A 14,336-nucleotide genomic window follows, 5' to 3' on the forward strand; every position below is an offset into this window, starting at 1 on the left:
TTTAGGTACTCTACCCTTCCTATTATTTTTTGACACTTTTTATAAGAAAAAACGGATTTAAAGATTAATTAAATTCCATTTTATACCTTTATTTATTTACTTTGCACTAATAAATCTTCTACATGTTTTTTCACCTGTGGCCATTCTTCAATCGTAATACTATACATCACTGTATGCCGAATTGTCCCATCTTTGCGAATCATGTGATTACGCAATATCCCTTCCTTTGTGGCACCTATACGTTCAATAGCTCTTTGAGAACGGATATTTTCATGATCTGTTTTGATTTGAACTCGTTGTAAATGAAGGTATTCAAAACAATATTGTAATAATAAATATTTACAATGGGTATTAATAGCTGTGCGCCAGTATGCGGGTGTCAGCCATGTATACCCTATCTCTAGTCGTTGATGCTTGTCATCAATATCCATATAACGAGTAGAGCCAATAATATTCCCCGATTGTTTATCCACAATCACAAAAGGAAACTCAGTTTTACCGCTTCTTGTAAGTAGTGCGTTTTCCACAAAGTTATTCACATCCTCCCTTTTTTCTATAGTTGTGGACATATGTGACCAAATCTCTGGATAACTACCTGCCTCTAGAAGTCCTTGAATATCGCTTAACTCTAAAGGCTTTAGTTTGACTACTTCATTTTCTAATGTAATGAATTCCACTACACTTCACTCCTTTTCTACTTATTTAACGGCAAAATTGATATGATGGATATATCCAATTATTAAAAAAACGACCATACCAAAGGAGGTTTTGAATGTGGAGCTCTCTATTTCATTTACAGGAAATTCAGCTAAGTACATACAAATCTATGAAGAAATAAAGCACTCTATTTTAACTAAAAGATTACTTGCTCATGAGCAATTGCCCTCAAAACGTGCTCTTGCTCAAATGCTGGATGTCAGTGTGCATACTATAAAGGAAGCCTATGAACAATTACTTGCAGAAGGCTATATTTATAGCAAAGAACGATCCGGTTATTACATTGCTCCATTTGAATTTGATTGGCTGCAGCAGCATGTCGAACAACAAATTGCTGCTCCAAGCACAACCAACCCCCAAGATGACATACAATTCGATTTTACTAATGGCCATGTGGATAACGAAGCGTTTCCTTACGCTGTTTGGCACAAGCTCATGAAAAAGCATTTTAATTGCGACAACTTATCAACAAGCCCTTGGGAAGGAGAAACTGTTTTACGTATGGAGATTGCCCGCTATGTAGAACGCTCCCGAGGGGTCGTGTGTGACGCTTCACAGGTGTTTATTTATAGTGGTACGCAAAGCCAGCTTTTAGCCCTCTGTCTTTTTCTTGGTTCAACTACTCGGGTTGGTTTAGAAGAACCAGGCTTTAAACGAGTACGTGCAATCATACAGCAGTGTGGATTATCAACAGAGGCAATTCCTGTGGATAATTCGGGAATAACACTTCCCTTAAAAACAATTCACATGTTATACACAACACCGGCTCACCAATTCCCCTTGGGCATGATTATGACAATGGAAAGAAGAGCTGCATTGTTACAATGGGCTATCTCGAACGAGACTCTTATTATAGAAGATGATTACGATTCGGAGTTTCGGTTTAAGGGACTTCCAATCCCTTCATTAGCTAAGATGGACCAGCTTCAACACGTTATCTATTTCGGAACATTCTCGAAAACATTGCTCCCATCATTACGTATAAGTTATATGATTCTACCAAAATCTTTAGTCGCACCATTTATGACCTTCCACCAAGAGCAAAAATCGGTTGTCTCCAAAGTAGACCAGCTTGTCTTAGCAGATTTTCTCGCACAAGGACAATTCGATAAACATTTGGCTAAAATGCGGACAATTTATCGTAAAAAACAGCAAGCATTACTGACATCTATCTCTCAGCATTTTTCAAATGACTTTCAGGTAATCGGTGAAAAATCAGGGCTCCATATTGTTTTGAAGTTACCTCATTATCTTACTGAGAAAAAAGCGATCCAGCTTGCACAAGAAGTAGGCATTCGTGTCTACCCTTGCTCTACTGCCTATCAAAATGGAACCAATGAGGCAATGGTCATTATTGGTTACGGTGGACTGACACTTGGGCAAATTAATGATGGCATTGCGCTGCTTGCTTCTGTTTGGCAACGCTGACTTATTCTTTATTTGTCGAAATACTCATTAAATAAAGCGAAACCTTTAAAACATTTTTTCGTATATCAATTAAGCCTCAGATTCTGCATAGATCACTTTGGTACAGCTAAACAAAGCGTTCAGATTTTATCGAGCAAGGCTTAAAAATCTCCTCTTCAAAATCTGAGACATCCGTTGGAGGCTAGATCTAGATTCGGCAGACCTTAAATAAATAACATATGCTAAATCATTAAAATTAAATGGACACATAAGGGGATTAAACGAGATGGAGAACCGTGAGCAATTAGAACAGCATTTACAGGAAATTAAAGTATGGGAAAAAGATCAAAAAGATTTATGGTTTTGGGAAAAGTTAGGACGAATACCTTTTAAGCTTTTAGATAAAATGACCCCAGTCTTTATTCAAAATAAAATCGCTTTATTGGTTGATGAATTGGGAAATTATATTCAATCAGGAGGAAAGTATTTAATTAGTGAGCAAGCAATGATGCAAAAAATCCGTAACCATTCTTCCACTCAACACATATTGACCATTGCTGATATCGGTCAAATCCCATTAGAAAACATGATCACTCTTAGCGATCAATTACAAAATGAGCGTGTAAAGTTTGCTACCGTTCAAGGAGCTTCTACTGGCTTTGGTGGAATCTTTACGTTAGCTATTGATATTCCTGTTATTTTAGGAACAGCATTAAAAACATTGCAGGAAATTGCCATGATTCATGGCTATGATCCGAATGATAAAATGGAGCGTATTTTTATTGTGAAGTGCCTACAGTTTACTTCTGCTGATATTGTTGGTAAAGAAGCGATTTTACAGGAGCTTTCTACAATGAATAGCACAAAAAAAGCTTCGGACAATATGATTTCTCAGCTTCAGGGTTGGCAGGAGGTTTTTTACACATATCGCGATCAACTAGGCTGGAAAAAGCTGTTTCAGATGATTCCCATTGCAGGGATGGTTTTTGGAGCTTATGCCAATAAAGGGATGATACAGGATGTTGCAGAAACCGGCATTATGCTCTATCGAAAAAGACGTATTTATGAAAAATTAAATGAATTAGAATGTTGATGAAAAAAGATGGTGCAAAAGTGTTGGAGCAAAATAGCCCTTTAAAAAGATTTATGTGGAACGACAAACCCTTTGCGCGTAAAATCGCTATTGGTTGATTGATTTGTTTTTCAGCACTAAAAAAGATGATACTCTTTGCTATAAGAGTGTCATCTTTTCCTTACTTTTTTATATTTTAATTAGTATTTTCCCTTGATGCTGACGGCTTTCCATAAAATCATGCGCCTTTTGCATTTCCTCTAAACCAAAAACTTTAGCAATTGGCACTTGGAAGCTGTCTTCTTTTAATAAAGTAAAAATATCCTGCGCAACTTGTTGTAACATCTCTGGTTTTGAAGCTCTAGTTGTGCCTAAGCTAAACCCTTTTATATTACGGCAGCTACTATGTAAATCTGATGTTTTAATATTTCCTGCACGGCCTCCACTATTGCCAAATTGCACCAGTGTCCCATAAGGTGCTAAACAAGCCAAACTTTCTTCGGTTATAGCTCCTGCAATAGAATCGAATACAATATCAACACCACGGCCATCTGTTAATTTATTGACATGATTACTAAATTGATCGTATATGAGGACATGATCTGCACCTAGTTGTTCAACAATTGTAGCCTTCTCTAAATTACTTACCGTACCAATAATTTGTTTTGCACCAAGCTTTCTTGCCATTTGGATGAGCATTGTCCCTACTCCACCTGAAGCAGCATGAATTAATACGGCATCATGTTGACTAATGGGTGCTATCTGATGTGTTAAGATATACGATAAAAAAGAAACAGTCGGTACAGCTGCAACCTTTTCAAAAGGTACATTACTTGGAACTTTAAAAACTAATTGCTCCTTTGCTATCACATATTCTGCGTAAGCGCCACTTTTGGGGAATGCAATGACTTGGTCACCCTTTTGAAAAGCACTGTTATCACCGAAAACCTCTTCAATAACACCAGCAACATCTAAGCCTAGAATCATCGGGAAATTCGCTTTCGCTTTATTACCCGTACGGTTTTTAATATCTGCATAATTGACACTAGTAAAAGATGTGCGTATTAAAACCTCTCCTTCAGAGATAGTAGGCTTAGGACAATCTATATATCTTAAAACATCAGATCCACCAAACTCATTCATAACAATTGCTTTCATTTATTTCCCCCTCCTTGTTATAGTAAATTATAAACTAAATATAGAAATAATGGAGGAACCTACATGAAAATCAAACCGAAGCAAGATATGTACAACGGTATATCCTACAACTTTTTTGATAACAATAGCGATAAAATATGTTTTATGTTCTCTGGGACTGGCTATAGCTATGACAAACCTATTCTTTATTATTCACAGTTACTTGTGCTAGAACTCGGCTATGATGTCATTCAAATTAATTATACATTTGCACAACAGCAATTCGAGCAGGAGCCTCAAGCTATTTCGAATATGGTTTATAGCGTTGTCAATCCTATTGTAGAAGACTTTTTACAAACAAAACCTTATTCACATGTTATTTACATAGGGAAATCTTTAGGTACCATGCCTATTATCGATTTTTATATGCAGCGACCTTCCTTGATCCCTGCTAATTATGTGCTCTTTACACCCCTGTTGTCACTGGAACATACATTGACAAATCTATTAGACAAACATGCCTTTTTGGCAATTGGCACAGCTGACCCCCATTATTCACAGGAAAAAATAGCACAATTAACTTCACATAAACTTTCTGTTTTCGAAAATCTTGATCATTCACTTGAAATCCCTTCTAATATAGCGCTCACTATTCAGTGTTGTCAGTCGCTAATGAAACAATTAAAGGCATTTCTGCAAATTAATTAACTAAATTTCCAACGGTTTATTTACCAGAAATATCTATCTATGCTACACTATCAAAAATACAGTGAAGAGAAGAGTAAATAAGGCTGTTCTTCCCAGAGAGCTCGAGTTGCTGAAAACGAGCAAGAACGAATTATTGAAACAAGCCTCGGAGTAGCGCATTGGATTTCTATCTGACTGATGGTGCGACGGGAACTCCCGTTATAGAGTTACAGTATAAGCATAGGCACTATGTCGTACTGAAAAGGCTATTATGGTGACATAATAGTGAACTAGGGTGGCACCACGTGAGTATAAATTCCACAATCTCGTCCCTAAGACTATGCGTCTTGGGGGTGGGATTTTTTATTTGCAAATCACGACTTTGCTGAAGGAGGAATTTATATGAAAAAATCTTTAGAGGCCTGGCGCTATCCTGCTATCCTATTGTGTAGTATTGGTATCTCTAGTATTGGTGAATGGATCTATTTTATTGCCTTAAATCTGATTGTCTTGAAGCTTACAGAATCAGCTCTTGCTGTTTCTGGCTTATATATTGTAAGAGCATGCTCATCCTTGCTCACTAATTTTTGGTCAGGAAGCCTAATCGATCGTTTTAATAAAAAAAATTTAATGATTATTTTAAATCTTTTTCAATCTATACTAATCGTTTTACTCCCTTTCTTTTCTAGCTTAGTATCAATTTATATCTTAGTCTTTATCATTACAGTAGCTAGCACTATGTATCATCCAACATCTATGACTTATATCACTAAATTGATCCCTAATGCACAACGGAAACGTTTTAATTCCCTGCGTAGCCTTCTCGATTCTGGGGCATTTTTAACTGGTCCTGCTATTGCTGGTTTACTATTTACACTTGGAACACCCAATATGGCCATATACTTAAATGCAATTGCTTTATGTCTATCAGCCTGTATAACCTTTAAGATGCCTAATGTTGAAGCTAATGAAAAATTTGATAATGTAACAGAAAAAGCATCGCTTTACCGAGTCTTACTATATGATTGGCAAATGGTCATACGTTTTAGCTTAAAAAATCGCTACGTCATGATGATCTATTTGTTGTTTAGTACTACCGTCGTTTTGATGACAGCAACCGATTCTTTAGAGGCAGCTTTTGCAACACAAGTTCTTGCATTGTCAGAAGGGCAATATGGAATTTTAGTCAGTCTCGCAGGAGCAGGTGTGTTAATTGGCTCTATAACCAATTCAGCATTTGTCGAAAAAATTCCTACAGCATGGCTCATCGGTATGGGTTCTCTTTTAACAGCAGTAGGTTATTTGGTTTTTACTTCATCCTTTACTTTTCTTATTGCTGCTTTAGGATGCTTTCTATTGTCATTTGCAACTGCTTTTGCGAATACAGGGTTTTATACATTTTATCAAAATAACATTCCCACTAAGAGCATGGGGCGAATTGGAAGTATTTACGGATTCTTTGAAGCTCTTTTTATCATTATATTCACCGCTGTATTTGGGTTAGTTGCTGAATGGATGACAATCCGTGCAGTTGTCGTTAGTGCTTCCTTTTTCATGTTGTTAACCGCTATTATTCTACTACTGTTAACTACACGACCTTCGAAAAGACGCTATTACCAAGGCATTGAGAGTAGCAGGAAATAACCATTCTTTCTAAAACTGAAGCATTTGTGTTTTAAAAAAATTTAACCATCTAACGTCTACTATACATTGACATTAGATGGTTATTAAAATGGAGAATGTTTTAGATATATCCTAATTCAAATGAAAGCTGCTGTGCTGTTTTAATTACTTCTTTTGTTATACTCTCCAATTTTTCAGCATCTGTATCATATTCAAAGCATTCAGCGCTGATTGCTGCAATTGGTTGTTTATTTGAATCAAAAATAGGTGCTGCTATTGATACTGTTCCCTTTGTTTTTTCCCCAAAGCTTATGGCAAATCCTTTTTCTCTCACACCATTGAGCTTCTCAATCAATTCTTCTTTCTCTTGCTCTTCAAGTTGTTTTAAAAATTGCTGCTGTAGCTCACTTCTAGAAAATGCAAGCAACACTTTATTAGGAGCTCCGATAGGATACGGGATTTTCTCACCAATCATATCAATAATACGTACATTTTTAGGACTATCAATTCGATCAATAATAATGGATGCAAACTGTTTTGCAATACTTAAGTAGATCGTTTCACGAACATTATAGGCAAGGTTTTCTAAGAGAGGATGCGCTTTTTCCCTGATATCTGTTTCATGATACATTTTCATACCAAGTTGCAACCATGTATAGCCCAGTCGAAATTCCTTTTTATTATCATTTCTCTCTACTAAATCAAAGTTTTCTAATGTATACAATATTCTGTAAATTGTGCTAGTTGGTAGGTCTGTTTCATTAAAAATTTCCTGCACAGAAAAAAACCGTTTTGGATGTCTTGCTAGCATATTTATAACTACCATTGCTCTTTCTATTGATTGTATCATTCCATTTCTCCCTTCCATTATCCTATATGACCTCTACTCTAAAGCTTTACAGATCTAAAATAGCTGTTAGGGGAATAATTTAGAAATTACAATTCATGCAAATTATCAAATCTTTCATGTGCTTTTTAAATTTAACATGTAGCCCCTGCTTTTGAATGTAGTTTCATTTTATTTTAACTAATTTTTAAATATTTAAATAGATGCTAGATGAAATATGTCTAGAGGAAATCACTATTAGTACGGAAAATTACAAGTATTCTTAAAAATTAAAATTGACAATTTTATATTTTCCCTTTACGATAATTTATATTCCATTATGCAGATTAAATTTCGTATAGTGGAATTTATAAATTAAAGGTAATCCAAATAACACACTTTATGATTTATATAATTTTCAAAAAATTACAATTTACTATAAAAGGAGAAATTTTATGAATACTTTTATGTGGAATACACCTGAAAAACTACGTGCCCTACTTTGTGAAATTGTTAGCTGGGAAAGTCGAACACTAACAAAGGGCGAAAATGAATTTGCCTATAAATTAAAAGATAAATTGTTAACGCTTCCATATTATAAAAATCATCCTGAGTATATTGAATTACATGATGCCGGTTTAGGAAGAAATGCTGTAACAGCCTTATATAAGCATCCAGCGGCAACGGAAACAGTCGTGTTAATTAGCCACTTTGATACTGTGCATACGGAGGAATATGGAGAGCTAGAGCCATTAGCTTTTTATCCAGAGGAATTAACTAAAAAGTTAATGGAACCGAAATATAAAAAAGATTTGCCAGAGGCAGCTCGAATTGATTTGGAGTCTGGTAATTATTTATTTGGCCGCGGCACAATGGATATGAAAATGGGTCTGGCGTTACATATGCAGTTGATTGAAAAAGCTAGCTTTGAGCAATGGCCGATCAATCTATTATTGACAGCTGTGCCGGATGAGGAAGTGAACTCTGCAGGTATGCGAGCAGCGGTAGTAGAGCTTGTAAGACTACGAGAACAACATGGTTTAACGTATAAATTATTTTTAAATAGTGAACCGTCCTTCTCACAAGGACCATCTGATACGAATGAATATATTTATTCAGGGACCATAGGTAAGATCATGCCCGCTGCCCTGTTTTATGGGAAGGAAACCCATGTTGGTGAGCCATTAAAAGGCATGACTGCTAACTTTATTGCTTCCTATATGACACAGCATATGGAGTGGAATCCACTTTTCCGTGAAAGTGATTTAGGTGAAAGTACACCACTACCCGTCTCGTTACAATTAAAAGATTTAAAAATGGAATATTCTACACAAACGCCCTACCGTGCGGCAGCCCTTTACAATGTCTTTTTGCTAAAACGTACAGCTGCAGAAGTGATGGCTATTTTTGAACAGGTTGCACTAGAAGCTATGGCTGCTTGTAATGACCACTATGAGCAAATTTGTACACGAGAAAATGTACAGGGCGTAGGCAAGGTAAAGGTTTTACGTTACGAAGCTCTATTGGAACATGCCATCGAAAAATTAGGTGCTGAAGAAGTACAAGCAATTAAACAGCAAGTTCTACAGCATAGTGAATGGGATGATCGTGAAAAATCCATTCGCATCGTAGACCAGCTCATGATTCGCTGTCAGGAATTAGCACCAGCGACGGTTCTGTTATATGCACCACCATACTACCCTGCCATTAATTCATCCAATCATCCACTAGTAAAACAGTCGATTGAATTGATGAAAAAGACAGCCCAAACATTTGGTGTTGAAGTAGAACAAATTCATTATTTTAACGGGATTTGTGATTTAAGCTATGTAAACTATTCAGATGCATCCAATGAGTGGCTAGCCTTTGAACGAAATACACCTGTCTGGGGCGAAACGTATAGCATTCCATTTAAAGAAATGACAGCCCTCCAAGGCCCTGTCTTAAATGTCGGTCCATTTGGCAAAGATGCACACCAAAAAACAGAACGATTACATGTAGATAGTGCTTTTAAAGAAATGCCTATGATGATTGATACGTTAATTAAAAGCTTATTGTAAGAAAAACTTCATTCAAAATGGTTTTCACTATCTCTAATTTGAATTGTCACCAATGTATCTAGGATGAATATAGAAATGAGGTTGTTATATGGATTTTGCCGCTTTAACAGGGAAAATAGCAGGGATTATTTGGAGTAATGCTTTAGTTTATCTTTGTTTAGGAGCAGGAATTTATTTTTCACTTCTCATGAAGTTTCCACAGCTACGTCTTTTCAAAGATATGATTAAACAATTGTTTAATAGGAAAAAATCAGCAAATGGTGTTTCATCTTTTCAAAGTTTTGCTATGGCATTAGGTGGCCGTGTTGGTATTGGTAATATCGCCGGTGTAGCGACAGCAATTTATTTCGGAGGACCAGGAGCTATATTTTGGATGTGGGTCATCGCCTTTTTAGGTGCTGGTGCTGCCTATATTGAGTCCGCTCTAGCACAAGTTTGGAAACAAGAAATTGCAGGCGAGTATCGTGGAGGACCAGCCTACTACATCGAAAAAGGGCTGAAAAATAAGCCATTTGCTATACTGTTTGCCATTGCTACTATTTTAGCAACTGGTTTCACTGGCTCTGGTGTCCAAGCCTTTAACATTGCAGATTCTACAAAAAGTGCATTCGGGATTTCACCAATAATCACAGGTATCATTGTTTCGGCAATATTTGGATTTGCTATTTTCGGCGGAATCAAAAGGGTTGGTAAAGTTGCTGAGTATGCTGTACCGTTTATGGCAACAGCTTACATACTTCTTGCGTTCGTTATCTTATTTATCAATATAAAAGAAGTGCCTGCTATATTTGCATTAATTTTTAGCTCTGCCTTTAATTTAAATGCTGCATTCGGAGCTGTTTTTGGGAATGCCATTATGTGGGGAGTAAAAAGAGGTGCTTATTCAAATGAAGCAGGTCAAGGTACAGGAGCACAAGCAGCTGGTACCGCAGAAGTATCTCACCCTGCCAAACAAGGGCTTGTACAAGCATTCTCTGTCTATGTAGATACATTACTTGTTTGTACAGCTACAGCCATTATGATTATCTCTACAGGTAGTTACAATATCGCCCATCCTAACGGTGGATTTATAGTCGAGAATCTTCCTGGAGTTGAAGCGGGTACAGCTTTCGCTCAAGAGGCTATTAACTCATTTATTCCTGGCTTAGGAAGCCCGTTTGTAGCAATCGCTGTATTCTTCTTTGCCATTACTACAATGCTTGCTTTTGGAGTATATACAGAGAGTAATGTTGCTTACTTATTTAAAAACAGTAAAAACTTTGGGACTATTTCAGTTGTTGTAAAGGTACTATTGGTTATCTCCATCTTTTTCGGTACTATTCGTTCATCCTCGACGGCTTGGAATCTTGCGGATATTGGTGTAGGAACCCTTGCTTGGTTAAACCTAATAGCTATTATCCTATTAACAAAGCCAGGTATTGCTACGTTGAGAGATTATGAGGAGCAAAAGAAAATGGGGCTTGATCCAGTATTTATTCCAGAGAGATGCGGTATAAAAGATGCAGAATTATGGAATGACATTACTGAAAAGAACTATCCAGATCAATTAGCCGCTTTAAAAGAAAAAGTTGGCGATTTTAAATAAACAAATGAACCCTGTAATAGACACTTTAGGAGGTCTATACAGGGTTTTCTTTATTAAACCTTAAAATTTTAGAATGGTTTCAATAGTGTAACCTATTTATTTATTCAGTTGGGAAATATTTTACTTGCTCTACTGCTGCTAAAAGTTTTTTCGTCACAATTTCGGATTCATCAATATGGCTTGTTAGGACATGATTAGTTTCATCGAATAAGGCTGTTGTCGTTTTAAATTTATGCATCACATCTTCGTTTGATAGTTTTTGATCTTTAATGGAATCTAATAGCTCATTAATTCCTCTTTGAACATTGGTCATAATTTGTAGTAATTGATCAATTTTCACTGAGGTTTTAGCACTTTTATCAATACCTTCCGTTACTAGCTGCATATTATTTTTATTATCTTCGTAAGCATGTGCAATTTGTTCCTCAATTTTCTTTGTTAAATTTGCAATATCCTCTGTGCTAGTTTTCGTGTTTTCAGCTAATTTCCGAACTTCCTCAGCAACAACTGAAAAACCTTTACCATGCTCCCCTGCTCTTGCTGCTTCAATTGATGCATTCAAAGCTAGTAAATTTGTTTGATTTGAAATTTCCCCAATAACATTTACTATTTCTGCAATTTGCTTGGATCGTTCACTTAAATGGCTCATGCTTAAAGAGGTTTTCTGAGATTGCTCTCCTAATGCATCAATAAGCTGTTCAACTTCATGGACAGCTTGCTTGCTTTCTACTGATAATGTCATCATTTGATCGGATGAAGAAATTAATACATTGCCTTTATCTAGTGCGTTTTCAGAAATCTCCTTAGATTGAATTGTGCTTGCCTCTACTTTATTAAACTCTCCCACAATATCAGCAACCATTTCTCCTAAAATTGCATGCTGATTATTTACCTTGTTATGTTGTTCAATAGTTTCAATGATTTCCTTATGTAACAGATTTAAAAATAATTGAAATTCATGGTCTTTTTTATCTAATGTCGCATTTAGCTCATCAATTTTCTTTTTAAATTGCTCAACATCCTCTTCTTTTGATCGAAATATCGTGAACATCGTCCTATCACCCCAAGTAAATTTTTCCTATCCAATTAATTTTATCCATTACCTTACGATTAATCAATAATATCCCAGGTTTTTACACAAAAAAATCCCCTTAAACGCAAAATTGCATTTAAGGGAATCCCTATTTTAATATGCTAAACCGAATAAAGCTTTAATATGTGTTAAATAACGAATGTTAGAAGCTTCTTTCATTAATGTTGCAGGAAGACCTTTAAGCTCTGTGTTGCTAGCTCCGATTGTAGCAACAGCATCTTTACGACCTAAGCTTGCAAGTGTACCAGAGTTAACTGCTGAGAATGGTTTCATTTCTTGGTTTTTATATTGTGCAAATACATTATAACCAGCGCATTCACCCATTTGCCAAGCAACTTGTGCAGTTGGAGCGTAAAGCGGACGACCACCATCTGCTGGTAATGCAACAGACGCGTCACCAATAACAAATACGTCTTCATGAGATGTAGATTGTAAGAATTCGTTGATTGTTGCTTTACCACGATCAGCTGCTAGACCTGATTCGCCTACGATTGGAAGTGGAGCAACTCCACCTGTCCAAACAAGTGTATTGGCAACAATTGGTTCACGATCTTTAAGAGAAATAACATTACCATCCACACCAGTTACAGGCGTACCAGTAATAAATTCTACGCCACGTTTTGTTAAGCTTTCAGTAGCGCGTTGGATAAGTGTATCTGGAAGTACTGGTAAGATTTTTGGACCAGCTTCAACAAGCTTAATTTTAAGATCAGCAAAATTAACACCGTGTTTTGCAGCGATTTTCGGGAAGTTGTCCACGATTTCACCAACAAGCTCAACACCTGTTAAACCGCCACCACCGATAACGATTGTTGCGTCTGCTTCATCTTTAGACTGAGCATATGCTTTAATGCGGTCTTCAATATGCTTGTTAATTTTGTTGGCATCATTTACAGATTTAAGTACCATTGAGTTTTCTTCTAATCCTGGGATACCGAAGAATCCAGTTTGGCTTCCTAAAGATACAACAAGTGTATCGTAAGTTAATGTATAGCCATTATCTAAATCAACTTTTTTAGTATCTACATTGAATTTTGTTACTTTCGCAATGTGTAGATCGATATCTAAACCTTTAAAGATTTTTTTAAGTGGTAGAGCAACAGCACCTTCTGCAATTGTACCACCAGCTAAACGGTGAAGCTCAGTGATGATTTGGTGTGTTGGAAATTGGTTTACTACAGTAATTTTAGCTTCATCAGCTGATAGATACTTACGTGCTGTTAATGCAGTTAAAACGCCAGCATAACCTGCACCTAAGATGACGATTTCTTTTGACATGATTAATTAATCCTCCGTCCTTACGAATTGAATTTACCTTGAGTCTTATTTAGCTTTGCGCTCTGCATTTACTTGTAAGAAAGCATTAACAAAACGGAAAACATTTTGAACTTGAGGGTCTTTTAACATTTTCACAAGACCGAATAAACCAATTACTTCATGGCTTTCAGCTGCACGGTCTTTAGCTTCAATTGCAGTTGCTGCAAGGTTTTTCGCAGAGCCCACTACAGGTCCAGCGATTTCTGTTACTGCTCCAACAGTATCATTTTTAAGCACTTCGTCTGTTGCAACAGCTTGAGCAAACTCGTATGATTTCGTTAATAATGTCATCATTTCAGTTAACTTTGGTAATTGCTCAACTAAAGTTGTAAGAGATTCTTGAACTTCAGGCTTTAATAATTGATCTAGCACATCTAATTGTTCTTTGCTCACAGTTACTTGCTCAGCCTGTGTTTGGTTATTCGTTTCTGACATTTTGAACTCTCCTTTGCCATCACTAGTACTATTTTTTATTGCCTACATGTAAAAAAGACCATTAAGGTAAAACTTAACAGTCGTTACAGCGTATATCTTACACATTCACCAGTCACAAGGGCTGGATAGCGTTTCGTATGACTTGTTATTACAATGTTTACTTTAAACCGCAAAAAGCGCATCATAATACCATCCTTATCTTGTCTTGGTGACATTACAACCTTCATTATAAGGCTGTTTGTACATTATTTCAATGAGCTAAATCACAATTTCGACAATCTTTTCAAAATTCATTGATTTCGTCAACTATTTATTGTATTTACGTTTGTATTTTGTCCTAGATGTAAAAAAATACTATTAGGAATTTTGCGCAAGCT

At 36.3% G+C, this 14,336-nt stretch carries 12 protein-coding genes and 1 other annotated feature; of the genes, 6 read left to right on the forward strand and 6 right to left on the reverse strand.

Annotated features, from left to right (window positions below; translation table 11 throughout):
* Window positions 1-92 precede the first annotated feature (92 nt).
* Entirely contained in the window at window positions 93-677 is a 585-nt protein-coding gene (locus ABC382_RS13805) for a GNAT family N-acetyltransferase (RefSeq protein WP_312507658.1), read from the reverse strand.
* A gap of 97 nt (window positions 678-774) precedes the next feature.
* Here ABC382_RS13805 and pdxR point away from each other — a divergent pair, with 97 nt between their 5' ends.
* Window positions 775-2,145: a MocR-like pyridoxine biosynthesis transcription factor PdxR gene (gene pdxR / locus ABC382_RS13810; protein ID WP_322606478.1), complete on the forward strand. Its 1,371-nt coding sequence runs from the start codon at window positions 775-777 to the stop codon at window positions 2,143-2,145.
* 265 nt (window positions 2,146-2,410) lie between these two features.
* Window positions 2,411-3,217: an EcsC family protein gene (locus ABC382_RS13815; RefSeq protein ID WP_274795346.1), complete on the forward strand. Its 807-nt coding sequence runs from the start codon at window positions 2,411-2,413 to the stop codon at window positions 3,215-3,217.
* 168 nt (window positions 3,218-3,385) lie between these two features.
* On the opposite strand, the gene ABC382_RS13820 is transcribed toward ABC382_RS13815, so the two are convergent.
* The gene (locus ABC382_RS13820) at window positions 3,386-4,354 is read right to left on the reverse strand and encodes a quinone oxidoreductase family protein (RefSeq protein WP_312507660.1); all 969 of its coding nucleotides are present in this window, start codon (window positions 4,352-4,354) and stop codon (window positions 3,386-3,388) included.
* Between the two features lie 63 nt (window positions 4,355-4,417).
* On the opposite strand from ABC382_RS13820, the gene ABC382_RS13825 reads away from it, so the two are divergent.
* Entirely contained in the window at window positions 4,418-5,041 is a 624-nt protein-coding gene (locus ABC382_RS13825) for a hypothetical protein (protein ID WP_312507661.1), read from the forward strand.
* Between the two features lie 52 nt (window positions 5,042-5,093).
* Window positions 5,094-5,357: a binding site (T-box leader), on the forward strand.
* Between the two features lie 65 nt (window positions 5,358-5,422).
* Window positions 5,423-6,664, forward strand: coding sequence for an MFS transporter (locus ABC382_RS13830; protein ID WP_274795343.1), 1,242 nt, complete (start codon window positions 5,423-5,425; stop codon window positions 6,662-6,664).
* A 100-nt stretch (window positions 6,665-6,764) separates the two neighbouring features.
* On the opposite strand, the gene ABC382_RS13835 is transcribed toward ABC382_RS13830, so the two are convergent.
* Entirely contained in the window at window positions 6,765-7,493 is a 729-nt protein-coding gene (locus ABC382_RS13835) for an IclR family transcriptional regulator (protein ID WP_274795341.1), read from the reverse strand.
* A 431-nt stretch (window positions 7,494-7,924) separates the two neighbouring features.
* Between ABC382_RS13835 and ABC382_RS13840 the strand changes: the two genes are divergently transcribed.
* Both ABC382_RS13840 and ABC382_RS13845 read left to right on the forward strand, forming a co-directional pair.
* A complete protein-coding gene (locus ABC382_RS13840; protein ID WP_274795340.1) occupies window positions 7,925-9,529 on the forward strand; it encodes a M20/M25/M40 family metallo-hydrolase in 1,605 nt (534 codons plus the stop codon).
* Window positions 9,530-9,617: 88 nt separating this feature from the next.
* Window positions 9,618-11,114: an alanine/glycine:cation symporter family protein gene (locus ABC382_RS13845; protein WP_274795339.1), complete on the forward strand. Its 1,497-nt coding sequence runs from the start codon at window positions 9,618-9,620 to the stop codon at window positions 11,112-11,114.
* Window positions 11,115-11,214: 100 nt separating this feature from the next.
* Here ABC382_RS13845 and ABC382_RS13850 read toward each other — a convergent pair whose 3' ends face one another.
* From ABC382_RS13850 to ABC382_RS13860, 3 genes are all read right to left on the reverse strand, one after another.
* A complete protein-coding gene (locus ABC382_RS13850; protein ID WP_274795338.1) occupies window positions 11,215-12,165 on the reverse strand; it encodes a methyl-accepting chemotaxis protein in 951 nt (316 codons plus the stop codon).
* Between the two features lie 135 nt (window positions 12,166-12,300).
* Window positions 12,301-13,485 carry an NAD(P)/FAD-dependent oxidoreductase gene (locus ABC382_RS13855; protein WP_274795337.1) on the reverse strand — a complete coding sequence of 395 codons (1,185 nt, stop codon included), beginning with the start codon at window positions 13,483-13,485 and terminating at the stop codon, window positions 12,301-12,303.
* Window positions 13,486-13,530: 45 nt separating this feature from the next.
* Entirely contained in the window at window positions 13,531-13,959 is a 429-nt protein-coding gene (locus ABC382_RS13860; RefSeq protein WP_274795336.1) for a helical membrane plugin domain-containing protein, read from the reverse strand.
* Window positions 13,960-14,336 lie beyond the last annotated feature (377 nt).

It is taken from the genome of Lysinibacillus phoenicis, from assembly GCF_047238325.1.
Classification (GTDB): Bacteria; Bacillota; Bacilli; order Bacillales_A; family Planococcaceae; genus Lysinibacillus; species Lysinibacillus irui.